We start from the raw sequence: 24,605 nt of genomic DNA, 5'->3' as shown, positions 1-24,605 counted from the left end.
AATCCCGGGTTGAAACTCAGTGATATCGCGCGGTTGGCCGGAGTGTCCGTGACCACCGCCAGCTACGTCATCAACGGCAAGGCCGAACAGCAACGCATCAGCACCGCCACCGTCGAGCGGGTGCGGGCGGTGGTCGATCTGCACGGCTTTACCCCCAATCCACAGGCGGCCGGGCTGCGCAGTCGGCACACCCGGACCCTGGGTTTTATCCTGCCGGATCTGGAAAACCCCAGTTACGCGCGGATCGCCAAACTGCTGGAGCAAGGCGCCCGTGCGCGGGGCTATCAGCTGCTGATCGCCAGCTCCGACGATGCACCGGACAGCGAGCGGCAACTGCTGCAACTGTTCCGCGCCCGACGCTGCGATGCGTTGATCGTCGCCAGTTGTCTGCCGGCCGGTGACGACAGTTATCGTCAGTTGCAGGCCAAGGGTTTGCCGATCATTGCCATCGACCGGGTGATGGATGCCGAACACTTCTGCTCGGTGGTCAGCGACGACCGCGAAGCCAGCCTGCACCTGACCGAAAGCCTGCTCGACCCGCAGCCGAAACAGATCGTGCTGTTGGGCGCCCGTCCGGAACTGAGCATCAGCCAGGAACGTGCGGCCGGGTTCAAGCAGGCCCTTGCCGGGTTCAAGGGCGAAGTGCTGATCGAGCACGCCGAATCCTTCAGCCGCGAGTGCGGCAAGCAATTGATGGAAGAACTCCTGCAACGCCTCGGGCATTTACCGGATGCGCTGGTGACCACGTCCTACGTGTTGTTGCAGGGCGTGTTCGACGCGCTGCATGACTTCCCGCTCAAATCCCGCCCGCTGCGCCTCGGTACATTCGGCGACACCCAGTTGCTGGACTTCCTGCCGCTGCCGGTCAACGCCATGGCCCAGCAGCACCAGTTGATCGCCGACAAGGCGCTGGAACTGGCACTCGCAGCCGTCGAGCAATCTGACTACCAGCCTGGCGTGCAGGCCATTGCCCGCACATTCAAGCAGCGTATTCACCGGGACTGAGCCGTGGAGCTGATCGACAGCCACACCCATCTGGACTTCCCCGACTTCGACGCCGATCGCACGGCGCTGCTCACCGAAAGCCGCGCCCTCGGGGTGCGGCGAATGGTGGTGCTCGGGGTCTACGAGGGTAACTGGCAACGGGTGTGGGATCTGGCGCAAAGCGACGCCGATCTGTACGCGGCCTTCGGTCTGCACCCGGTCTATCTCGATCAGCATCGGCCTGAAGATGTACTGGAGTTGGGCGACTGGCTGACACGGCTAAAGGGTCATCGGCAGCTGTGCGCGGTCGGCGAAATCGGCCTGGATTACTTCATCGAAACCCTCGACCGCGAACGCCAGCAAGCACTGTTCGAGGCACAACTTCAACTGGCGGCGGATTTCGAATTACCGGCGCTGATCCACGTGCGGCGCAGCCATGCGGCGGTGATTGCCACGCTCAAACGCTTCAAGCTCAAGCGCGCCGGGATCATCCACGCGTTCGCCGGCAGCCGTGAAGAAGCGCGGGAATACATCAAGCTCGGTTTCAAACTCGGCCTCGGGGGTGCACCGACCTGGCCGCAGGCGTTGCGCATGCACCGGGTGCTGGCCGATTTGCCGCTGGATTCGGTGGTGCTGGAAACCGACTCACCGGACATGGCGCCCGCCATGTTCCCCGGCATTCGCAATACGCCGACGCATCTGCCGGCGATCTGCGATTCACTGGCCGCGTTGATGAACATCAGTGCGCAACAACTCGCCGCCGCCAGTACCGCCAACAGCTGCGACGTGTTCGGCTGGTAGTCAGTCGGCGTGGGCCTTGGCCGCGTCGAGAATCAGGGTCAGGTGCTGGCGCTGCCGGGCATAACGAATCACCGCGAAGTACACGAAAATCGCGATCAGCGATGCGTTCAACTGCTCGGTGACGCTGAGCAACCCCACCCATTCCATCACCAAAGCCACCAGCAACGCGGTGCACACCGTCACCAGCGCACTGGCGCGCATCAGGCCGAGTGAGTCGAGCGAACGAAAGCGTTTGATCTGCTTCGGGCAGCGCAGCTCCAGGCTTTTCTGGCAGTGCGCACAGGTGAACGCTTCGTGGATCGATATGGCGTTGAGCTGCCAGGGTTTAAGCACCAGCGTGGTCTGGCAGTGGGCGCAGCGGCCCTGGACGCCCAGGGTTGCGACGGACATGTGCGATCTCCTCCAAGTGGTCAATGAACTGAGCTTGGTTCATTGAAGACGAAAAACCAGCCCCCGGAGGAAAACAGGATTTTGCTTACAGTTGTAAGCAAAAAAGTACTACAAACCATTCCGAAAAAACCTGCCTCACAGGAGGCAGGTCAATTCAAACCCGGAACGCGCTGATCAACTGCTTCAACTCGACCACCTGCGCCGACAACGCGCGGCTGGCATCTTCGGTCTGATGCGCACCTTCGGCGGTGCGCTCGCCGGCCCGGTTGATCTCGACGATGTTCTGGTCGATGTCGTGGGCGACGGCGGTCTGTTGTTCGACGGCGGCGGCGATCTGCTGGTTCTGGTCGACGATCATGCCGACAGCGCCGAGGATGTTTTCCAGCGCCTGCTGGACCTTTTCCGACTGCCCCACCGTGCCGTTGGCCATCTGATGGCTGACGCCCATGGCCTTCACTGCCGCGCCGACGCCACCGTGGAGTTTGGCGATCATCTGCTCGATTTCTTCGGTCGATTGCTGAGTGCGTTTGGCTAGCGTGCGGACTTCGTCAGCGACCACGGCAAAACCACGCCCCTGCTCACCGGCCCGCGCGGCCTCGATCGCGGCGTTGAGCGCCAGCAGGTTGGTCTGTTCGGCGATGCTCTTGATCACTTCCAGAACGCGGCTGATCGACTGGCTGTCGCTGGCCAACTGGTTAATCACCAGCACCGACTGATCGATTTCGCTCGCCAGTGCCGCGATGCTGCCCTGCTGCGATTCCACCAACCCGCGACCACTGATGGTTTCGTCGTTCACGCTGTGGGCGCTGCTGACCGCTGCCGCTGCACTGCGTGCCACCTCCAGCGATGTCGCCGACATCTGGTTCATCGCGGTGGCCACCTGCTCGATTTGCGTGCGCTGCCCGGCGACTGCCTGATTGCTTTGCGCCGAGACGTTTTCCACTTGCCCCGCCTGTCGCTCGACCTCGCCAACGGTGTGGCCGACCCGTTCGATCAGGTCGTGGATTTTCCTCACCGTACCGTTGAACACTTCGCCCAATTCGCCGAGCTCATCGCGGCTGTTGGCGCGGAAATTCACTGTCATGTCGCCCGCCGCGACTTTATCCATCATGGCGCCGAGGTTTTTCAGGGTGGCGCGGGTCGACGCGTAGAAGCCGCCGTAGAGATAGAAAATCAGCACAAACACCACCGACAGCGCCACGGCTTGCAGCACCATGTGCGTGCGGTTTTGCCCCAGGCGCTGCTGCAACTGGGTGTCGAGGAATTTCAGGGTGGCGTCGTTGAGCTGATAGGTCTGGTCCATCAGCCCGGTGACCTGGTCATAAAACGCCTGCCACGGGGCGTCGAGCGTTTCGGCCATCACCACTTGCTCTTCGATCAGGGTGCTGGCCTGTTTCAGCGTCGCCTTGCTGGCATCCGCCGGAGAGCTCAGAGAATCTCGGGCGGCTTTGCTGGAGCCCAGCGCATCCTGCAATTTCAGGCCGTACTCGGCCTGAAGCTTTTCGATCTGCACCAGCAACTCGTCGAAGCGGGTGCTCGACGAACTGTTGAGAAAACCCTGGCCCAATGAATACGAGCCCATCGCCCGACCTTCGCCCAAGGCCTGGGTGACGGCCGGCGTGGTCGCGGTGATCAGCTCACTGAGCTGGCGAATGTCGCCCTGATTGTCGCGACTCAGTCCGGCCTGACTGGCCACGATCTGGCTGAAAATCTGCGCATTGCCCAGCAGTTTGCCGATCAGCGCACTTTTGCTTTGCAGGGAGTTTTCCGCTTGCTGGTTCTTGAACGCAGCGATCATTTCATCGCGCTTGGTCTCGAAGAACTTGATCTGCTCCGGATCCTCGGTCATGGGCGTCAGTCCTTGCAGGCGCGCCAGGACGTTTTTCTCAAGGCTGGTGATCTGCGCCTCGACATTGCCGGCCTTGCCGGACTGGCCGAGAGTGACGTTGATCTGCACCAGATTGTTGAGGGTTTCGAGATCCCGGCGCAGGGTCAGGCTGCTGCCCAGCAGGTCGAGGCTCTGTAGCTCCACCCGGGTGCCCTGGAATTCGCGATAGGAATCGCGCACCAGATAAAAATTGGTCACCAGCATCGGCACCAGGAACAGCACGCTGATCAGGCTGAACTTCATGCCGAAGCTCAAGCGGTTCATCAGCGAGACGGCGGGATAGAGCAAGCTCTTCACTGGAAGTCTCCCTTGGTTTTTTCTTGTTTTTATTGGCAGGCGCGGGGCGAAAGCAGATAGCCACTATCGGGCGCCATCTCTGTATAGCTCAAATCGAAGGGAGGTTTTGTAACTTAAGGTTAACGAGGGGGCTTGCCCCCCTCGTCACGTGAACGGCCTACGCCAGCACTGTCCACAGGGCAAAGCCGGCATACCACAGCACCGCTGCCCGCAGCAGCAGTTCCCACAGGCAGTCGAGGGTGTTGATGCCTTCGGGACCGACGGCGGCCGGCGGGATTTCCCCGGCAGCCAGCCCGACCTTGGTGATCAGTTGCGCAGCGCTGATGTTCCAGTTCAGCAGTTCGTGCAGCATCACCCGGCTGACCGCGACGAAATTGCCGACCAGGGCAAGGCTCGCCGCCAGCAGACGCACCGGCACCCAGTCGAAGGCATGACGCAGTTGCCCTGCCCGCTCGGCCACCGCCGGGTTCTGGGCGTGTTCTTCCGCCAGCGCCAGCAGGCGATAACTCAGCGCCGCGACCGGGCCGAGCAGGAAGTACCAGAAAATCACCGCAAAGAAACTCTGGTAGGCCTGCCACAACAGATGCCGCTGCACTTGCTCCAGCAATTGTTCGCCGCTTTCGGCGCAGATGTTCAGATCACGCTTGGCCACATGGGCGGCGGCCTGCAGGTCCTCGCGGCGCCAGGCGTCGCGAAACGGTCCGAGCTCGCCGAGCAGATCACCGCGCCCCAGGCTGTAAATCACCACCAGCAAATGCACCGGCAACGCCAGCAGACCGTAGGCCACCGGGTCCAGCACCACCAGCAGCAATCCCAGCAGCGCCACCGGCAACAACACCAGGACGGTCAGCACCAGCCACGGCTGTTTGGCCAGCCCGCCGGTTTCCAGCTTGTGCAGTTCGCGAATCCATCCGCCATCGCGTTGAACCCGTTGGCGCAGGGCCGAGAACTTCTCGATCCATACCGCCAGCAGTAACACCAGAAAACTCATTGTCCTTCCTCTTGTGCCAGGGCGGCGCGGTAGCGTGCCCAGTCGAATGCGGGTCCGGGGTCGGTCTTGCGTCCGGGGGCGATGTCGCTGTGCCCGCAGATGCGCTCGACGGTGATCGCCGGGAACGCTTTTTGCAAATGGCGGGTCAGCAGGGTCAACGCCCGATACTGCGCATCGGTGAACGGCAGATCATCGGTGCCTTCCAGCTCGATGCCCACCGAAAAATCGTTACAGGTTTCCCGTCCTTCGAACACCGAAACACCGGCATGCCAGGCACGCTCAAGACAGGAGACAAACTGGGTGACCTTGCCGTCACGTTCGATCAGAAAATGCGCAGACACGCGCAGGTCGGCGATCCCGGCAAAGTAGGGATGTTCTGTGACATCCAGACGATTCTGGAAAAATTCCTGCACCTTGCCGGTGGCGAACTGCGCCGGTGGCAGGCTGATGTTGTGGATGACCAACAGGGAGACTTCGCCCGCCGGGCGTTCATTGAAGTTGGGCGAAGGGCAGACCTGCACCCCGTGACACCACCCGCTTGCGGGATCCAACTGCATACCGATTCCTTCAACGCCGACTGTGTTGGCGACCAGTATGCCGTGATCGGCCCCCGGCGCGCGATCACTTGCCGCGATTGAGCCGCCGCAGATTGCCGATTACCGACTCCAGCGCACGGTCGAACAACAAGGTGTCGTCCAGCGTCCGCACCGCGCCGCGACGGAACGCCATGGCCAGTTCAGTGCGGTCGCGCTCCAGCACTTTCATCCCGGTGCGGTCGACGAACACGTACTTGTTGGTGGCCTCGATGATCGCCGCCAGTTTGCAGCGCAGGGTGTGTTCTTCGTCTTCCTCGAACGCCACCCAACTGCCCAGGCGCAACTGATCGACCTGACGCAAACCTGCGTCGTCGGCCGGCAAACGCGCCGGCGTGCGTGGCTGAAGCCCGTCGTCGGCCATCTGCAAGACAATCGCCTGCGACACTTCGATCATTTCCGGCAGTGCGGTCTGATCCGGCTCGCTGGACGGTTCGAGCAGGCGTACATGCAGCGCTTCCAGTTCACTGAAGAAGCCGCTGGTGGCAAACGGATCGAAGGCTGAACTGCTCAGGCCATCGCGCAATGACTTGAGCAAACCCGGCACCAGCGCCAGCAGACGCAGGCCGGCTTCGGCGTCGTCGTGGCGCTGCACGCTCCAGATCAATTGCTCCATGGTCTGCACGTCGGCCTGCCATTCGGCAGACTGATCGCCGTGCTTGAGGCACGTCAGCAGCAACACCTTGCTCCAGGCCTCCTGCACGAACGTCACCACCGACGGTGGCAGGACTTTGCCCAGCAACGCCTGATTCAGCGCCTGCTCGACACGCTGGCGGGCCAGTTCGGTTTTCGCCCGGCCCTCTTCGGCATCGCGCAAACGCTGTTCCAGCAATTCGCTGCGACGGCGCTCGTCACTGGTGAACGCGAGGAAGTCCGCCAGCAACTCGGAAAAAATCGCCGGGTCATCGACGAAATCCGTCAGCAGGCGCTGCACCACTTGCTCGATGCGCAGGTACAGGCTGTCGCGCGCATTGCCGTCGCACTCGCCCCAGCCCATCGCCGCTTCGGCGATTTCATTGAGCAGGCGGCGCGCCGGGTGGCTGCTGCGGCTGAAGAAGCTTTTGTCGATCACCGCGACCTTCAACATCGGGATCTGCAACCGGGCGATCAGCGCCTTGAGCGAATCCGGCAGATTGCGATCATCGAGGATGCAGTCGAAGACCATGGCCACCAGATTGATCACGTCCTCGTCAGCCCCGCCGACGATTCGTGATTTGCCGCTGCGCACGCTGACCCGGGTCAGCAACTGTTCAAGCTGATGGCGCAGGTCGAAGTCGTCCTGCACCGCCAGCGCCGGTACGTATTGCTGCAAATGCGAGAGCAGGCGCAGCAGGTCGCGGGTGGAGATCGGTTGGGCGGGAGCGCTGGGCTCAAGGGTCGGCGCAACGGTGCCGCGAACGTGCAGCAGCAATTCCTGCAACGCGGCGAAGACCTCCTGCACGCCGGCATCGGTCTGAGGCTTGTCGACGCCTTCGAATTCGCTCTGCACGCTGGCCACGGCCTGATCGATGGCGCGACGGGCCGGTGCCGGCTTGAGCTCGGGCAACACGCCCGTGGCGATCAGCAGTTGATTGGCTTCGGCGTAGAGTTGATCGGTATCGGCCAGCACATAGCGCTCGAACAGTTTGAGCAGGATCAGTTTGACTTTGATCTCCACCCCCAGATTGCGCCCGGCCTGCAGGAAGTACTCGCAAAGCATCGCCGGGCCCAGCGGGTTGTATTGATCGTCCAGGGTCTTGCCCAACAGCGCATTGAATCGCGCAGTCAGTTGATCGAGGGCAAAACCATCACGATTCAGCACGCGGCCGACCATCGTTTCGATCGCAACGCTGCGCTCCATGTCATCGGTGCGCGCGGTGCTGTCCTCATTCTGCAAAGCATGAGAGAGGACGGTGGGGACGGGATCGAATTGAGTGAGGCCGACAAAGGCCTCGAAGAATTGCTCGAGAAAACCGCGCTCGATGTTCTTGCGCTTGAGGCGCAGGTCGCGCATGGCTTCGAAAAAGATGTTCTGCTCGACGTCGTTACGCGCCCGGTCGGCCATTTCGAACAGGGTGTCGTCGGCGTTATCGAACAGCTCCTGCAAACCGTTGCGCAGGCGCTGGGCAGCCTTGTCGCGAACCTGAAGCAGAATCACAGGCAGGCGGGCGAGCGGCGAGTGAGTCGCCTGATCGGTAGTGGCCTTGTGCAAAGGCACTACATTCCCGTCGTTGTGCATCCAAGCCTCCTGAAACGGTGATTTGCCGACGTCAAAGTCATGGCGTCAAATGCAAGGCGGATTATCTTGCAAAAGATGTCCCCGGCGCCAGAGCTGTCAGGGTTTCCCCTATGCGCCGACACCTTGCAGTGACCACGACAGAATCGGGTTTGCTCAAAGAAAATCGACCGGATGCAGCGCTGCGTGGCTGTTCTCGCCTTGGGTTGGCCGACGCCATGCCCCTATAATCGGGCCACTTAGTTTGTGGAGCCCGTTATGCCGAATCTACGTCTCGCCGATTTGACCGCCGAAATCGAAGCCAACGTGCGCCGTGCGTTGCTCGAAGACATCGGCAGCGGCGACATCACCGCGCAACTGATCCCGGCCGAACGCTTGGCCAAAGCCACCATCATCACCCGCGACGCTGCCGTCATCAGTGGCACGGCGTGGGTCGATGCGGTGTTCCGCCAGCTCGATCCACGAGTGGCGGTGCATTGGCAGGTGCGCGATGGCGAACGGGTTTCGCCGAATCAGCCGCTGTTTCATCTGGAAGGCCCTGCCCGTTCGCTGCTGACCGGTGAGCGCAGCGCCCTGAACTTCCTGCAATTGCTGTCCGGCGTGGCGACCCGCGCGCAGTACCTGGCAGACTTCGTCGCCGAGACGTCGGTGAAACTGCTCGACACCCGCAAGACCCTGCCGGGCCTGCGTCTGGCGCAGAAATACGCGGTCACTTGCGGCGGTTGCCATAACCATCGCATCGGCCTGTACGACGCGTTCCTGATCAAGGAAAACCATATCGCCGCCAGCGGTGGCATCCCGCAGGCCATTGCCGCTGCGCACAAGATTGCCCCGGGCAAACCGGTGGAAATCGAAGTGGAAAGTCTGGAAGAGCTGAAAGAAGCGCTGGCCGCCGGTGCCGACGTCATCATGCTCGACGAACTGAGCCTCGATGACATGCGCGAAGCCGTGCGCCTGAACGGCGGCAAGGCGAAACTGGAAGCCAGTGGCGGCATCAACGAAAGCACGCTGCTGCCGATCGCTCAGACCGGGGTGGACTACATCTCGATCGGCGCGATGACCAAGGATGTGAAGGCTGTGGACCTGTCGATGCGCCTGAGCATCTGAGTCGGCCACGCAATAAAAAACGCCAGCCCTTTCGAGGCTGGCGTTTTTGTTTCAGACCACCAGATTGTTCATCTCGCAGTATTCATCCCACTCGACGCCCAACACTTCGGCCGCTTCCTTATGCAGTTCCAGGCGCTTGGCCTCGAACTCCTCAGGGGTGCTGGTGTACTTGAGGGTCAATTCCCAAGGTTGCAGGCCCTGGGCTTCGGCTTCGTCTTCGAACGCCCACTGGATCTGATCTTTCTGATCATCGGGACTGAGATCCTTGATCTCGTCCATCAGCTCCGAAGCATCAAGCTTGTACTTTTCCAGCGCTTGTTCGTGGCGTTGCTCTTGAGTTAACTCGGTCATGGCGTTCTCGCTGATCATAAGAATGGAAGATGGATGTGGATCATCAAGGATCTCTCTGACGCGGATTGTCCGGCCTTCGGAACCATTCGGGATCATCTGAAAACTGCTGGGCGATGCTCATGCAGACAACGAATATAGGACGTTTGGCGAGCGAATTACACGGGACTTTACATCTCTCCCACAAAAAGTTGACCGGGGGAACATAAAACCGGATTTCGAGGGAAGAACAGGGAGAAGGAAAAGCGAAGTGGTGCCCGAGACAGGAATCGAACCTGCGACCTTCGCGTTACGAGTGCGCTGCTCTACCGGCTGAGCTACACGGGCGGTGGGCTAAACCTAGCACCGGTATTGAAGGTCGGCAACTTCGTAGAATGACTCGATATTTCGCAGACAAAAAAATGCCCCGCCGTTTTCACGGCGGGGCATTTTCATTGCGCTAGGACTGCGGGGTGATTAAACGCCCGAAGCCTTGGCCGCTGCCACGTCTTTGATGGACAGCTTGATACGGCCGCGGTTGTCCACGTCCAGTACCAGCACTTCCACTTCCTGGCCTTCTTTCAGGATGTCGGTCACTTTCTCTACGCGAGCGTCGCTCAGCATCGAGATGTGAACCAGACCGTCCTTGCCCGGCAGGATGTTGACGAATGCGCCGAAGTCGACGATGCGCTCAACCTTGCCGACGTAGATCTTGCCGATCTCGGCTTCCGCGGTAATACCCAGAACGCGCTGACGTGCTGCTTCTGCAGCTTCCTTGGTTTCGCCGAAGATCTTGATCGAGCCGTCGTCTTCGATGTCGATCGAAGCCTTGGTCTCTTCGCAGATCGCACGGATGGTCGCGCCACCTTTACCGATAACGTCACGGATCTTGTCGGTGTCGATCTTCATCGCGATCATGGTCGGAGCGTTGGCCGACAGTTCGGTACGCGACTGGCCGATGATCTGGTTCATCTGGCCGAGGATGTTCAGGCGCGCTTCCAGGGCTTGGCCCAGAGCGATTTCCATGATCTCTTCGGTGATGCCCTTGATCTTGATGTCCATCTGCAGCGCGGTCACACCTTTGGCGGTACCGGCTACTTTGAAGTCCATGTCGCCCAGGTGGTCTTCGTCACCCAGGATGTCGGTCAGGACGGCGAATTTCTCGCCTTCTTTAACCAGACCCATGGCGATACCGGCAACCGGCGCCTTCATCGGAACACCAGCGTCCATCAGGGCCAGGGAAGCGCCGCAAACGGAAGCCATCGAGCTCGAACCGTTGGATTCGGTAATTTCCGAAACCACACGGATGGTGTAAGGGAACACGTCAGCGGCTGGCAGCATGGCCGAAACCGAACGACGGGCCAGACGGCCATGACCGATTTCGCGACGACCGGCGCCACCCATGCGACCACACTCGCCCACCGAGAACGGAGGGAAGTTGTAGTGCAGCATGAACGGGTCTTTTTTCTCGCCTTCCAGAGTGTCCAGCAGTTGTGCGTCACGGGCAGTGCCCAGAGTTGCAACGACCAGAGCCTGGGTTTCACCACGGGTGAACAGCGCCGAACCGTGAGTCTTCGGCAGAACGCCGACTTCGATGTTCAGCGGACGTACGGTGCGGGTGTCGCGACCGTCGATACGTGGCTTGCCGTTAACGATGTTTTCGCGAACGGTGCGGTATTCGATTTCGCCGAATGCAGCTTTAACGTCGGAAGCCGAAGGCTGGCCTTCTTCACCGGACAGCTTGGCAACAACCTGATCCTTCAGCTCACCCAGGCGAGCGTAACGGTCGGCCTTGATGGTGATGGTGTAAGCCTGGGAGATCGCTTCGCCGAACTCGGAACGGATAGCGCCCAGCAGCTCGGTGGCTTCTGGAGCAGGTGCCCAGGTCCAGGTTGGCTTGGCAGCTTCGGCAGCCAGTTCTTTAACGGCGTTGATTACGACCTGGAACTCGTCGTGAGCAAACAGTACCGCGCCCAGCATCTGGTCTTCGGTCAGCTCTTTGGCTTCCGACTCAACCATCAGCACGGCGTCCGAAGTACCGGCAACAACCATGTCCAGGCTCGAAGCAGCTTGCTGCTCGTAGGTCGGGTTCAGCAGGTAGCCGGTGCTTTCGTGGAAAGCAACGCGAGCGGCGCCGATCGGGCCGTCGAAAGGAATGCCGGAAATCGCCAGGGCAGCCGAGGTACCGATCATCGCAGCGATGTCCGGATCGGTCTTCTTGCTGGTGGAAACGACGGTGCAGACAACCTGCACTTCGTTCATGAAACCTTCCGGGAACAGCGGACGGATCGGACGGTCGATCAGTCGGGAAGTCAGGGTTTCTTTCTCGGAAGGACGGCCTTCACGCTTGAAGAAACCGCCAGGGATCTTACCGGCAGCGTAAGTCTTTTCCTGGTAGTGAACGGACAGAGGGAAGAAGCCCTTGCCCGGATCGGCTTGCTTGGCACCGACTACGGTCACCAATACGCTGACGTCGTCGTCAACGGTGACCAATACTGCGCCGGAGGCCTGACGGGCGATACGGCCAGTCTCGAGGGTAACGGTCGACTGACCGAACTGGAATTTTTTGATTACCGGGTTCACGGTGTCCTACCTTCTTTGTGGCTCTTGGGGGAACTGGTTTCTTGCGAAATTCTTGGGCAATGCCGGGAATCGGCCCGACGCCTGTCCAGGGTAAAACGTGCATCCAGATAAAACTTGAGGCTGGGAGCCTGCCGGACGCCGGCGGAAACCCGCTGACGTCTGACAGACAACCAACCTCATAGCGCAATCGCTGATTAGCGACGCAGACCCAGGCGAGCGATCAGAGCGCTGTAACGGCTCACGTCCTTGCCTTTCAGGTAGTCCAGCAGCTTGCGACGCTGGTTAACCATGCGGATCAGACCACGACGGGAGTGGTGGTCTTTACCGTTGGCCTTGAAGTGACCTTGCAGTTTGTTGATGTTGGCGGTCAGCAGTGCAACTTGCACTTCTGGCGAACCAGTGTCACCAACAGCTTGCTGGTAGTCGGCAACGATTTGAGCTTTTTCTTGAACGTCGAGAGCCATGAGGCAATCCTTTTATCAGGAAACTGTTTCAAAAACAGTTTCAACAGGCCAGGGACAAATCCCTGTATCTATAAATGAGTAGTGACCGTGCCTGTTGACAGCCACACTCGCCGGCCTGCTGTTACACAGACCGGTTTCCGGTCATTCTGACCGAATCAGTCGACGCGGCGCGATCCGCCCGTCTTCGCTCACTTCACCGATACCGATGAAGCGACCATTGTGATCCTGTACCCGCACCATGCCGAACTTCGGAGCATCCGGGGCACGTACCGGCTGGCCGTTGAGCCAGTAGAACGCGCTCGCTTCCGAGAACTGCAGCAACGGCCAATCCTGCAGGCCGCTGTCCGATGGCATCAGGAAGCGGTCGACCGCTTCGTTGCCGCCTTCGGCATGTACCGCTTCCAGCTCTTCGAGGGTCACGGTCTGCGCCAGGGTGAAAGGCCCGGCCTGGGTACGACGCAATTCAGCGACGTACGCACCACAACCGAGTTGCTCACCGATATCCTCCACCAGGGTGCGAATATAGGTGCCCTTGCTGCAATCCACCGCAAGACGCGCAGTATCGCCTTCGAAGGCCAGCAATTCCAAGCGCGCAATAGTAACAGAACGCGGTTCGCGCTCCACTACTTCGCCTGCACGGGCCAACTTGTACAACGGCTGGCCATCACGCTTGAGAGCGGAGTACATCGGCGGTATCTGACTGATTTGCCCACGAAATTTCGGCAGAACCGCTTCAACGTCGGCCTGACCAACGGTCACCGGACGCTCCTGCAAAACCTCACCTTCGGCGTCCGCCGTGGTGGTGGTCTTGCCCAGTTGCGCCAGGGTTTCGTAACCCTTGTCGGAATCGAGCAGGTACTGCGAGAACTTGGTCGCCTCGCCAAAGCACAGCGGCAGAACGCCGGTGGCCAGTGGGTCGAGACTGCCGGTGTGACCGGCCTTCTCGGCGTTGAGCAACCAGCGAACCTTCTGCAACGCGGCGTTGGAGGTAAACCCCAGCGGCTTGTCGAGCAGGATGATGCCGCTGACGTTACGACGGATACGTTTGACCTGAGCCACCGAGTTACTCCTTGGTGTCTTCGGGTTCTGCCGCAGCCACGTGCTGATTGTCCTCAGCCACGGCGCGCTCGATCAGGGCCGACAGGTGCGCACCACGCACGACGCTTTCGTCGTAGTGGAAGTGCAATTGCGGCACGCTGCGCAGCTTCATTTCGCGGGCCAGCTGCATGCGCAGGAAACCGGCGGCAGCATTGAGCACCTTGATGCTTTGCGCGATGTCTTCGGCGTTGTCCTGCCCCATCACGGTGATGAAGATCTTCGCGTGACCGACGTCACGGCTGACTTCCACAGCGGTAATGGTGACCAGGCCGACGCGCGGGTCTTTGACTTCACGACGGATCAGTTGGGCCAGCTCACGCTGCATCTGATCGCCGATACGTTGGGTACGGCTGTATTCTTTTGCCATGATTTGTTACCTGTTACTGCCCCGCGGTGAAACCCGCAAGGTCTGAAAGCGGCAAACGCCCGGCCTGACAAAAGCCAGACCGGGCGTTGCGTTTAGAGTCCTGACGCCGTGCCGCGCACTTGCGTGCGGCGGCCCGACGTGGCCCTTGAAGTGCGCGAGTCAGAGGCTGCGAGCAACCTGAACCTTCTCGAAGACTTCGATCTTGTCGCCGACTTTGACGTCGTTGTAGCTCTTCACGCCGATACCGCATTCCATGCCGGCACGTACTTCGGAAGCGTCATCCTTGAAGCGGCGCAGGGATTCCAGCTCGCCTTCGAAGATAACGATGTCTTCACGCAGTACACGGATCGGACGGTTACGGTGAACAGTACCCTCGATCACCATGCAGCCGGCGATGGCGCCGAACTTAGGCGAACGGAACACGTCACGGACTTCGGCCACACCGAGGATGTTCTCGCGAACATCGCTGCCAAGCATACCGGTCAGGGCTTTCTTGACGTCTTCGATGATGTCGTAGATCACGTTGTAGTAACGCATGTCCAGACCTTCCTGCTCGACAATCTTCCGTGCGCCGGCATCGGCACGCACGTTGAAGCCGAACAGTACAGCGTTGGAAGCCAGTGCCAGGTTGGCATCGGATTCGGTGATACCACCGACGCCGCCACCGACCACGCGCACTTGCACTTCGTCGTTGCCCAGGCCGTTCAGAGCGCCCTGCAAGGCTTCCAGCGAACCACGGACGTCGGATTTGAGGACGATGTTGAGCGTCTTCTTCTCTTCCTGACCCATGCTTTCGAAGATGTTTTCCAGCTTGCCGGCGTGAGCGCGAGCCAGTTTGACTTCGCGGAACTTGCCTTGACGGAACAGAGCCACTTCACGGGCTTTCTTCTCGTCGGCAACCACGCTCATCTCGTCGCCAGCGTCAGGCGTACCGTCCAGGCCGAGGATCTCGACCGGAATGGCCGGACCTGCTTCCTTGATCGGCTTGCCGTTCTCGTCGAGCATGGCGCGCACGCGGCCATAGTTCGAGCCAACCAGCACCATGTCGCCTTGACGCAGCGTACCGTCCTGAACCAGAACAGTCGCCACCGGACCACGGCCCTTGTCGAGGCGCGATTCAACCACGACACCACGGCCAGGAGCCGAAGGAGTGGCGGTCAGTTCGAGAACTTCGGCCTGCAGCAATACAGCTTCGAGCAGTTCGTCGACGCCGGTACCCATCTTCGCGGAAACCGGAACGAATGGAGTGTCGCCACCCCAGTCTTCAGAGGTCACGCCGTGGGCCGACAGTTCGCTACGGATGCGATCGAGATCTGCACCCGGCTTGTCGATCTTGTTCACCGCAACTACCAGCGGAACGCCAGCAGCTACAGCGTGCTGAACGGCTTCGATGGTTTGTGGCATCACGCCGTCGTCCGCCGCAACCACCAGGATCACGATGTCGGTCGCCTTGGCACCACGGGCACGCATGGCGGTAAACGCGGCGTGACCAGGGGTGTCGAGGAAGGTGACCATGCCGCGTTCGGTTTCAACGTGGTATGCACCGATGTGCTGGGTGATACCACCGGCTTCGCCAGCAGCTACCTTGGCACGACGGATGTAGTCGAGCAGCGAGGTCTTACCGTGGTCAACGTGACCCATTACGGTCACAACCGGCGCACGAGGAACCGCTTCACCTTCGAACTTCAGGGACTCGGCCAGGGAATCTTCCAGGGCGGTGTCGCTGACCAGGGTCACTTTGTGGCCCAGTTCTTCGGCTACCAGTTGAGCAGTTTCCTGATCAAGCACCTGGTTGATGGTCGCTGGAGTACCCAGTTTGAACATGAACTTGATGATTTCGGCAGCTTTAACCGACATCTGCTGGGCGAGATCGCCAACAGTGATGGTTTCGCCGATCTTCACTTCACGCACGACAGGGCCGGTCGGGCTCTGGAAACCGTGGGCGTTGCGTTTTTTCAGCTTGGCCTTGCCGCGACCGCCGCGACGGAAGCCATCGCTTTCTTCGTCGGTAGTGCGTGGCGCCACACGTGGAGCCGGAGCCTTTTCCTTGACCGATGCGCGATGCGGAGCGTTTTTGCGCTCGCCATCACCACCGCCACGACGGTTGTTGTCGTCGGCACGTGGCTTGTCCGGACGGCGCTGTTCGTCACGCTTGCGAGTGTCGGCAGCTGGGGCAGCAGCCACAACCGGCGCGGCTTCGCGCACTGGTTCGGCCACTGGCGCAGGTGCAGCGACGGCTTCGGCAGGAGCGGACGGCGCAGCAGCAGGCTGGCGACGCGCTTCTTCTTCGGCGCGCACGCGGGCTTCTTCTTCAGCCTTCTGACGGGCAGCATTTTCTACTGCGCGACGTTCATCCAGTTCACGCTTGCGCTCGGCTTCGATTTCTTCCGGGCTACGCTGTACGAAAACTTTCTTCTTGCGGACTTCAACACTGATGCTTTTGCTGCCAGCCACACGCAGGGTGCTGGTGGTTTTACGCTGCAGCGTGATCTTGCGTGGTTCTTCCACTTTCGCCTTGTGGCTGCTTTTCAAGTGGGTCAGCAGGGATTGCTTCTCACTGTCAGTCACATTTTCTTCGGCGGCGGTGTGCGGCAGACCTGCCTCACGCATCTGCTGCAACAGGCGCTCTACCGGTGTTTTGACCTCATCGGCCAGTTGTTTCACCGTGACTTGCGTCATGCACTTCTCTCCTCAGGCCGCGCCTAATTACTCGAACCAGTGGGCTCGGGCGGCCATGATCAACTTGCCGGCACGATCATCGTCAATGCCGTCGATGTCGAGCAGGTCGTCAATAGACTGCTCGGCCAGGTCTTCGCGGGTAATTACGCCGCGCACCGCCAGTTCCATCGCCAAATCCTTGTCCATACCCTCAAGCGAGAGCAGGTCTTCGGCCGGATGGGCGTCTGCCAGCTTTTCCTCAGTAGCGATGGCTTTGGTCAACAAGCGATCCTTGGCACGAGCGCGAAGCTCGTTGACGATGTCTTCGTCAAAGCCGTCGATGTTGAGCATTTCTTCCAACGGTACGTAGGCAATCTCTTCCAGGCTGGTGAAGCCTTCGTCTACCAGCACCTGAGCCAGCTCTTCGTCGACTTCCAGCTCGTCGATGAAGTTGCGCAGGATGTCGCCGGTTTCCGCTTGTTGCTTAGCCTGGATGTCCGATTCGGTCATCACGTTCAGGGTCCAGCCAGTCAACTGGCTCGCCAGACGCACGTTCTGACCACCACGACCGATGGCCTGAGCCAGATTGTCTGCGCCAACGGCGATGTCCATGGCATGGGCATCTTCGTCAACGATGATGGCCGCCACTTCTGCCGGCGACATGGCATTGATCACGAACTGGGCCGGGTTGTCGTCCCACAGGACGATATCGACACGCTCGCCACCCAACTCGCCCGACACGGCCTGGACGCGCGAACCGCGCATACCGATGCACGCGCCTTGCGGGTCGATGCGTTTGTCCTTGGAACGGACAGCGATCTTGGCACGCGAACCCGGATCACGGGATGCGGCCATGACTTCGATCAGGCCTTCAGCGATTTCCGGCACTTCGATACGGAACAGCTCGATCAGCATTTCCGGCGCGGTACGCGACAGGATCAGCTGAGGGCCGCGGTTCTCGGTGCGGATTTCCTTGAGCAGCGCACGCAGACGCACGCCAACACGGAAGGTTTCGCGAGAGATGATGTCTTCACGGGCCAGCAACGCTTCAGCGTTATTACCCAGGTCGACGATCACGTTGTCGCGGGTCACTTTCTTCACGGTGCCGGAGATGATTTCTCCCAGGCGCTCGCGATAAGCGTCAACCACTTGAGCGCGCTCGGCTTCGCGCACTTTCTGCACGATGACCTGCTTGGCGGTCTGCGCAGCGATGCGGCCAAACTCGATGGACTCGATCTTTTCTTCAACGACGTCGCCAACCTTGGCGCCAGGGTGCGTTTCAGCAACCTTGCTCGGCCAGGTTTCGATGGCCGGATCATCGAGATCATTCTCTTCGACGACCGTCCAGCGACGGAAAGTTTCGTAAGAACCGGTGTGGCGGTTGATTTCCACACGCAGATCAACTTCGTCTTCAAAACGCTTTTTGGTAGCAGTGGCCAGAGCCAGCTCCAGCGCTTCAAAAATTACGCTTGCCGGTACACCCTTTTCATTGGATACCGACTCAACAACCAGCAGTACTTCTTTGCTCATCGTACGCCTCGCCTTTCGCAAGCCATTGGATCCGCGGGATCCGCGTCTCAGTCAAAACTGGGAATAATGTTGGCCTTGTCGATCATATCGATCGGCAACAGGAACTCATGGTCATCTACCTGCACCACGACGTCCTGTTCTTCTACACCGCGCAGAAGGCCCTGAAAGTTGCGTCGACCTTCAAAAGGCGAGCGCAGCTTGATCTTCACTTGTTCACCGACATATTTGGCAAACTGCTCAAGAGTGAACAGTGGGCGTTCCATGCCTGGCGAGGAAACTTCAAGGGTGTATTCAACGGAGATCGGATCTTCAACATCCAGCACACCGCTGATCTGACGGCTGACGATGGCGCAATCGTCCACCAGTACGCCGCCTTCCTTATCGATATAAACGCGCAACATTGAGTGGCGACCTTGAGCCGAAAACTCAATACCCCAGCATTCATAGCCTAGGGCCACGACCACCGGGGCCAGCAAGGCCTGCAACTCTTCTAGCTTGCTCGACACCTGAACCCCCTCGTGCATGTATGTGCATGCTATGCAAAATAAAAAAATGGGCGAAACGCCCATCCTTGAAACGCCGTCGAACAGCGGCGTTGAAAGTGTCCAGCTAACAAAAAGCCCCTTAAAAGGGGCTCCTTAAACTGGTTGCGGGGGCCGGATTTGAACCGACGACCTTCGGGTTATGAGCCCGACGAGCTACCAGACTGCTCCACCCCGCGACAAAGCTGGGGCGGAAGTATACGACCGATCCCTTATAGGGTCAATGTAACCTTCCACCTGCAAGAAAGCCCGCAACAGCGGGCTCTCCTGACTAATTGGTACCGAGAAGGGGACTCGAACCCCTACACCCTATGGGCACAACCACCTCAAGGTTGCGTGTCTACCAATTCCACCACCTCGGCAATACTACGTTTGAAACCCTTCTTACTTCTGCTCTTGAGCTGGAGGTACGTCAGTCGCTGGAGTAGCCGACTTTTGCTCTTGAAGCACCGGGACATCATCAGAAGCCGGTTGTTGCTTTGGAACTTCCAACACTGCCGGGTTTGGCAAACCTGCTTGAGTCAGCTGATGAGCCTTCTCTTTAGCAAAGTATCCTAACCCCAAGCTGGTTATGAAGAAACCGGCGGCAAGTATAGCAGTAAACTTACTAAGAAAGGTAGAGGAACCTTGGCTTCCGAACACAGTATTTGAAGCACCTGCTCCGAAAGACGCGCCAGCATCCGCACCTTTACCCTGCTGCAGCAAAACCAGAGCAACTACGCCCAATGCACCCAGCAGATGAAAAACGACTACGACTGTTTCCAGCATTTTTTCAGTTTCCCGCGGCGCGACAAATCGCACCGAACTCATCTGCATTCAGGGAAGCTCCACCAATGAGCCCCCCATCGATATCCGGCATGCCGAACAGTTCGACCGCATTGGCCGCCTTCACGCTGCCGCCGTATAGAAGCCGCACACCTCGTGCCACTTCAGAATTCTCTGCCGCCAACTGCTCGCGAATGGCTTTATGCACATCCTGAGCCTGTTGCGGCGTTGCAGTCAGCCCGGTACCAATCGCCCAGACCGGCTCGTAAGCGATCACTGCGTTGGCAAAAGCACCGACACCCAGCTCCTCGATGATACTGCCCAGCTGACGCCCGACAACCTCAAGAGTTTTTCCGGCTTCACGCTGCTCCAGGGTCTCCCCTACGCACAACACCGGAATCAAGCCACATGCCTGTGCCGCTGCGAACTTGCGATTCAGCATTCCGTCTCGCTCGCCCATGATCTGGCGGCGTTCGGAGTGCCCGACAAGCACCAGGGAACAACCTGCATCCACCAACTGACTCGGCGCAATCTCGCCCGTCAACGCACCTTGCATGGATTCCACCGCAGAGTTCTGCGCACCGACCGAAATCGATTTGCCTTTCAAGCCATCAATCACTTGATTGATATACAAGCAAGGCGGGAATACCGCGACATCAACACCGCTTGGCAAGGCCAGATGACGAAGGCCGTTGATCAGCTCAGCGACGCTGGCGCGGGTACCGTGCATCTTCCAGTTACCAGCTACCATAGGGCGACGCATGCTGTACCTCGTCGGTCAAAGTGGGCGCAGATGTTACCCAACACAATCATGGCTGGCAAGCCGAATCAGGCAGAAACTTCAGTTACCAGTTTTGCCAGTTCTTCGGCATAGCCGCGAACCTGGGTTTCATCCTCACCTTCGACCATCACACGCACCAGAGGCTCTGTCCCGGACTTGCGCAAAAGCACGCGACCACGACCCGCCATCGCCTGGGTTACGCGCGCACTCGCTTCCTTGACAGCCGGGTGTTCCAGCGGGCTTTCGCCCCCCCCGAAACGCACGTTGATCAGCACCTGAGGACACTTGCGCAACGCCTGGCGAGTTTGAGCAAGACCCTCGTTACGCGTCTTCAGCGCCATCAGCACTTGCAACGCAGCAATGATCGCATCACCCGTGGTGGTGTGATTGAAACACACGACATGCCCCGAGTTCTCGCCACCTACCAACCAGTTACGCTCCAGCAGTTCGGCGATCACATACCGGTCACCGACATTGGCGCGCACGAAAGGAATACCCAGATCTGCGAGCGCGAGCTCAAGTCCGAGGTTACTCATCAAGGTACCGACCACACCACCCTGCAACTTGCCGCGCTCATGCAGATCGCGCGCAATGATGTACAGCAGCTCATCACCATCGACAATCGCACCGGTGTGATCGACCATCAGCACCCGATCACCATCGCCATCAAAAGCGATACCCAGATCCGCATGCTCGGACAACACCGCCGCCTGCAATTGCCCCATGTGCGTGGAGCCACAGTTGTCATTGATGTTCAGACCGTTAGGCTGAGCCGACAGAACGACGACCTCGGCACCCAACTCACGGAAAACACTCGGCGCAACTTTATAGGTGGCACCGTGTGCGCAGTCGATGACGATCTTCAGGCCGGAGAAACTGGTGCCGGTCGGCACGGAGCTCTTGCAGAACTCGATATAACGACCTGACGCATCATTGATGCGCGACACCTTGCCGATCTTGCTCGACTCGACAACGGTCATTGGCGTATCGAGCAACTCCTCGATCATCAGCTCCAGCTCATCGGGCAGCTTGGTGCCCTTGCCGGAGAAGAACTTGATGCCGTTATCGTCATGCGGATTGTGCGATGCACTGATCACGATCCCGGCTTCAGCCTGGAACGTACGCGACAAATAGGCGATGGCCGGAGTCGGCATCGGGCCGAGCAGCATTACATCGGCGCCCGCAGATGTCAGGCCTGCCTCGAGGGCCGACTCAAACATGTAGCCAGAAATCCGCGTGTCCTTGCCGACCAGCACCTTGCAGGCACCCATCTTGCGAAAGGCCATACCGGCAGCCCAGCCAAGCTTGAGCATGAAGTCCGGAGTGATCGGGTATTCCCCGACACGACCACGAATGCCGTCAGTACCAAAGTATTTCTTGCTCATAAGTGCTCCATCATTCTTATTCGGCTGATTCCACGGCCGCGAGCATTCGCACCACGTCCACCGTTTCCGCCACATCATGGACGCGCAATATACGCGCACCTTTCACCGATGCCAGTGCAGCCAGTGCCAGACCACCGTAAAGACGCTCACCCACAGGGCGATTCAATGCATGACCGATCATGCTTTTGCGCGAAACGCCCACCAACAGTGGCCGCCCCAGCGCATGCAGGGCTTCCATATGCTTGAACAAGCTTAGATTGTGCTGCAGGGTTTTGGCGAAACCGAAGCCCGGATCGAGAATGATCCGCTCGGCCGGAATGCCTGCCACCTCACACTGAGCCATGCGTTCGGCAAGAAACTCACGCACTTCCCGGGTGACATCCTGGTAACGCGGATCATCCTGCATATCGCCAGGTTCGCCGAGCATATGCATGAGGCAAACAGGCAGCCCGGTGGCAGCAGCAGCATCCAGTGCACCATCCCGCCGCAGCGAACGAACGTCGTTGATCAAGCCAGCGCCCAACCGCGCCGTTTCGCGCATGACCGCCGGAGTGGATGTATCGACCGATATGACCACATCCAGTTCGCGATTGATCAGCTCGACGACGGGAGCGACACGCTCCAGCTCCTCCAATGGAGAAACCGCCCGCGCACCTGGCCGGGTCGACTCCCCGCCCACATCGATCAGCGTTGCACCCGCCGCAACCATCGCTTCGGCATGACGCAAAGCAGCATCGAGCTGGCTATATCGGCCACCGTCGGAAAAAGAATCGGGAGTGACATTGAGAATGCCCATGACATGCGTCCGGGCCAAATCAAGAACCCGGTTGCCGCAAGGCAACCGGGTCAGGGACTGTACAGAAGTCATTTCAAACCTTAAACGTCGGCAGCCGGACCGCCAATCGGTGTTTCCGGACGCTCGCCCTGAATGACAGGCGGCGTGCCAGTACCGGTACCGCCCGACCAATCGCGAGGCTCGCGAGGTGTACGACCGGCCATGATGTCGTCGATCTGCTCGGCATCGATCGTCTCGTACTTCATCAGGGCATCCGCCATGGCATCGAGCTTGTCGCGATTGTCCGTGAGGATCTGCTTGGCCGTGCCGTAGCACTGATCGATGATGCTGCGTACTTCGGAGTCGATCAGCTTGGCTGTCTCACCGGAGAAGCTGGCATTCTGACCGCCACCGCCGCGACCGAGGAATACTTCACCCTCTTCTTCGGCGTACATCAACGGACCGAGTTTTTCCGACAGCCCCCACTTGGTCACCATGTTCCGCGCAATCTGACTCGCACGCATGATGTCGTTGGAAGCACCCGTGGTCACACCGTCAAAGCCCAAAGTCATTTCTTCAGCAATACGACCGCCGTACAGCGAGCAGATCTGACTGATCAGCGCACGCTTGGACAGGCTGTAGCGATCTTCTTCCGGCAGGAACATGGTCACGCCCAACGCACGACCGCGCGGAATGATCGACACCTTGTAGACCGGATCATGCTCGGGCACGACGCGACCAACAATGGCGTGGCCTGCTTCGTGATAAGCGGTGTTCTGCTTTTCCTTCTCGGACATGACCATGGATTTGCGCTCGGCGCCCATCATGATCTTGTCTTTGGCCAGTTCGAACTCTTTCATTTCGACGATGCGCTTGCCGGCACGGGCAGCGAACAGCGAAGCCTCGTTGACCAGGTTCGCCAGATCGGCACCGGAGAAGCCCGGCGTACCACGTGCGATAACGGCCGGAGCAACGTCGTCACCCATTGGCACTTTACGCATGTGAACCTTGAGGATCTGCTCGCGACCACGGATATCCGGCAAACCAACCACCACCTGACGGTCGAAACGACCAGGTCGCAGCAACGCAGGGTCCAGCACGTCAGGACGGTTGGTTGCAGCAATGACGATGATGCCGTCATTCATTTCGAAACCATCCATCTCGACCAGCAACTGGTTGAGCGTCTGTTCGCGCTCGTCGTGACCGCCGCCCATGCCAGCGCCACGATGGCGACCAACGGCGTCGATCTCGTCGATGAAGATAATGCACGGAGCGTGTTTCTTGGCCTGTTCGAACATGTCACGAACGCGGCTGGCACCCACACCTACGAACATTTCAACGAAGTCGGAACCGGAAATGGTGAAGAACGGCACTTTGGCTTCGCCGGCAATCGCCTTGGCCAGCAAGGTTTTACCGGTACCCGGAGGACCGACCATCAGCACGCCGCGAGGAATGCGGCCGCCCAGGCGCTGGAACTTGCCCGGATCACGCAGGAACTCGACCAGCTCGCCGACTTCTTCCTTGGCTTCGTCGCAACCGGCAACGTCCGCCAGGGTGGTTTTCACCTGATCTTCGGACAGCAGACGCGCCTTGCTCTTGCCAAAGCTCATCGGCCCGCCCTTGCCGCCCGCACCGCCCTGCATCTGGCGCATGAAGAACATGAACACCGCAATGATCACCAGGATCGGGAAGCTGGCCACCAGAAGCTGGGTCCAGATGCTTTGCTGCTCAGGCTGCTTGCCTTCGACCACAACGTGGTTGTCGACCAGGTCGCCGATCAGGCCATTGTCCTGGATTGCCGGACGAATGGTCTTGAAGCTGTCGCCATCGTTGCGCTTGCCGGTAATCACGTAACCGTCGACGGCCACGCGCTCGACCTTGCCATCCTTGACCTGCTGGATGAAGTCGGAATAGTTGAGGGTCTGCGGCTCGTTAGGGCTGGAGAAGTTGTTCATCACCGTCACCAGGACAGCCGCGATGATCAACCACAGGATCAGATTCTTTGCCATATCGTTCAATTAACTACCCTCTGAAGCAAGCTCCGCTACTGGCGCGCGCTTCGCA

General features: G+C 59.5%; 21 protein-coding genes and 3 tRNA genes. 3 read left to right on the top strand and 21 right to left on the bottom strand.

Annotated features, from left to right (window positions below):
* Window positions 1–9 precede the first annotated feature (9 nt).
* The gene (gene cra, locus M5G18_RS25040) at window positions 10–1,005 is read left to right on the top strand and encodes a catabolite repressor/activator (RefSeq protein ID WP_085647662.1); all 996 of its coding nucleotides are present in this window, start codon (window positions 10–12) and stop codon (window positions 1,003–1,005) included.
* A gap of 3 nt (window positions 1,006–1,008) precedes the next feature.
* The gene (locus tag M5G18_RS25035) at window positions 1,009–1,785 is read left to right on the top strand and encodes a TatD family hydrolase (protein ID WP_273898349.1); all 777 of its coding nucleotides are present in this window, start codon (window positions 1,009–1,011) and stop codon (window positions 1,783–1,785) included.
* Here M5G18_RS25035 and M5G18_RS25030 read toward each other — a convergent pair whose 3' ends face one another.
* The 5 genes from M5G18_RS25030 to M5G18_RS25010 all read right to left on the bottom strand — a co-directional run bounded on the left by M5G18_RS25030 (window position 1,786) and on the right by M5G18_RS25010 (window position 8,162).
* Window positions 1,786–2,175, bottom strand: coding sequence for a hypothetical protein (locus M5G18_RS25030; RefSeq protein ID WP_007953715.1), 390 nt, complete (start codon window positions 2,173–2,175; stop codon window positions 1,786–1,788). It abuts the gene before it with no gap.
* Window positions 2,176–2,329: 154 nt separating this feature from the next.
* Entirely contained in the window at window positions 2,330–4,360 is a 2,031-nt protein-coding gene (locus M5G18_RS25025; protein WP_273898348.1) for a methyl-accepting chemotaxis protein, read from the bottom strand.
* Window positions 4,361–4,517: 157 nt separating this feature from the next.
* On the bottom strand, window positions 4,518–5,351 hold the full coding sequence (gene ampE / locus M5G18_RS25020) for a regulatory signaling modulator protein AmpE (protein ID WP_273898346.1): 834 nt from the start codon (window positions 5,349–5,351) through the stop codon (window positions 4,518–4,520).
* Window positions 5,348–5,908, bottom strand: coding sequence for a 1,6-anhydro-N-acetylmuramyl-L-alanine amidase AmpD (ampD, locus tag M5G18_RS25015; RefSeq protein WP_273898345.1), 561 nt, complete (start codon window positions 5,906–5,908; stop codon window positions 5,348–5,350). The genes ampE and ampD overlap by 4 nt, the downstream gene beginning before the upstream one ends.
* 64 nt (window positions 5,909–5,972) lie before the next feature.
* On the bottom strand, window positions 5,973–8,162 hold the full coding sequence (locus tag M5G18_RS25010; RefSeq protein ID WP_273898344.1) for a DUF1631 domain-containing protein: 2,190 nt from the start codon (window positions 8,160–8,162) through the stop codon (window positions 5,973–5,975).
* 255 nt (window positions 8,163–8,417) lie between these two features.
* Between M5G18_RS25010 and nadC the strand changes: the two genes are divergently transcribed.
* Entirely contained in the window at window positions 8,418–9,266 is an 849-nt protein-coding gene (gene nadC / locus M5G18_RS25005) for a carboxylating nicotinate-nucleotide diphosphorylase (protein ID WP_273898343.1), read from the top strand.
* Window positions 9,267–9,317: 51 nt separating this feature from the next.
* On the opposite strand, the gene M5G18_RS25000 is transcribed toward nadC, so the two are convergent.
* The 16 genes from M5G18_RS25000 to ftsH form a co-directional block, all read right to left on the bottom strand.
* Window positions 9,318–9,617 carry a DUF6388 family protein gene (locus tag M5G18_RS25000; RefSeq protein ID WP_179692675.1) on the bottom strand — a complete coding sequence of 100 codons (300 nt, stop codon included), beginning with the start codon at window positions 9,615–9,617 and terminating at the stop codon, window positions 9,318–9,320.
* 248 nt (window positions 9,618–9,865) lie between these two features.
* A tRNA-Thr gene (locus M5G18_RS24995) sits at window positions 9,866–9,941 on the bottom strand.
* Between the two features lie 129 nt (window positions 9,942–10,070).
* Window positions 10,071–12,176 (bottom strand): polyribonucleotide nucleotidyltransferase, encoded by a 2,106-nt coding sequence (gene pnp, locus M5G18_RS24990; RefSeq protein WP_273898341.1) that lies wholly within the window; start codon window positions 12,174–12,176, stop codon window positions 10,071–10,073.
* Window positions 12,177–12,370: 194 nt separating this feature from the next.
* Window positions 12,371–12,640 (bottom strand): 30S ribosomal protein S15, encoded by a 270-nt coding sequence (rpsO, locus tag M5G18_RS24985; protein WP_011332409.1) that lies wholly within the window; start codon window positions 12,638–12,640, stop codon window positions 12,371–12,373.
* A gap of 141 nt (window positions 12,641–12,781) precedes the next feature.
* Complete coding sequence (gene truB, locus M5G18_RS24980; protein WP_221615029.1) at window positions 12,782–13,699, bottom strand: tRNA pseudouridine(55) synthase TruB; 918 nt, start codon at window positions 13,697–13,699, stop codon at window positions 12,782–12,784.
* A gap of 4 nt (window positions 13,700–13,703) precedes the next feature.
* Complete coding sequence (gene rbfA, locus M5G18_RS24975) at window positions 13,704–14,105, bottom strand: 30S ribosome-binding factor RbfA (protein WP_007953741.1); 402 nt, start codon at window positions 14,103–14,105, stop codon at window positions 13,704–13,706.
* Between the two features lie 159 nt (window positions 14,106–14,264).
* Window positions 14,265–16,784 carry a translation initiation factor IF-2 gene (gene infB, locus M5G18_RS24970; RefSeq protein ID WP_207985001.1) on the bottom strand — a complete coding sequence of 840 codons (2,520 nt, stop codon included), beginning with the start codon at window positions 16,782–16,784 and terminating at the stop codon, window positions 14,265–14,267.
* 27 nt (window positions 16,785–16,811) lie between these two features.
* Window positions 16,812–18,293, bottom strand: coding sequence for a transcription termination factor NusA (nusA, locus tag M5G18_RS24965; RefSeq protein ID WP_003221546.1), 1,482 nt, complete (start codon window positions 18,291–18,293; stop codon window positions 16,812–16,814).
* Window positions 18,294–18,340: 47 nt separating this feature from the next.
* Window positions 18,341–18,799, bottom strand: a complete 459-nt coding sequence (rimP, locus tag M5G18_RS24960) for a ribosome maturation factor RimP (RefSeq protein WP_039769696.1) — start codon at window positions 18,797–18,799, stop codon at window positions 18,341–18,343.
* 138 nt (window positions 18,800–18,937) lie between these two features.
* Window positions 18,938–19,014 (bottom strand) — tRNA-Met (locus M5G18_RS24955).
* A 97-nt stretch (window positions 19,015–19,111) separates the two neighbouring features.
* Window positions 19,112–19,197 (bottom strand) — tRNA-Leu (locus M5G18_RS24950).
* 22 nt (window positions 19,198–19,219) lie between these two features.
* Entirely contained in the window at window positions 19,220–19,603 is a 384-nt protein-coding gene (gene secG / locus M5G18_RS24945; RefSeq protein WP_011332406.1) for a preprotein translocase subunit SecG, read from the bottom strand.
* Between the two features lie 4 nt (window positions 19,604–19,607).
* Window positions 19,608–20,363, bottom strand: coding sequence for a triose-phosphate isomerase (gene tpiA, locus M5G18_RS24940; protein ID WP_007953744.1), 756 nt, complete (start codon window positions 20,361–20,363; stop codon window positions 19,608–19,610).
* Window positions 20,364–20,428: 65 nt separating this feature from the next.
* Window positions 20,429–21,766 carry a phosphoglucosamine mutase gene (gene glmM / locus M5G18_RS24935; protein ID WP_115076510.1) on the bottom strand — a complete coding sequence of 446 codons (1,338 nt, stop codon included), beginning with the start codon at window positions 21,764–21,766 and terminating at the stop codon, window positions 20,429–20,431.
* Between the two features lie 16 nt (window positions 21,767–21,782).
* Window positions 21,783–22,634 (bottom strand): dihydropteroate synthase, encoded by an 852-nt coding sequence (gene folP / locus M5G18_RS24930; protein ID WP_273898335.1) that lies wholly within the window; start codon window positions 22,632–22,634, stop codon window positions 21,783–21,785.
* A gap of 8 nt (window positions 22,635–22,642) precedes the next feature.
* Window positions 22,643–24,550, bottom strand: coding sequence for an ATP-dependent zinc metalloprotease FtsH (gene ftsH, locus M5G18_RS24925; protein WP_011332403.1), 1,908 nt, complete (start codon window positions 24,548–24,550; stop codon window positions 22,643–22,645).
* Between the last annotated feature and the right edge of the window lie 55 nt (window positions 24,551–24,605).

The sequence above is a fragment of the Pseudomonas aphyarum genome (assembly GCF_028657055.1).
GTDB lineage: Bacteria > Pseudomonadota > Gammaproteobacteria > Pseudomonadales > Pseudomonadaceae > Aquipseudomonas > Aquipseudomonas aphyarum.
This window is presented reverse-complemented; position numbering and strand designations above follow the sequence as displayed.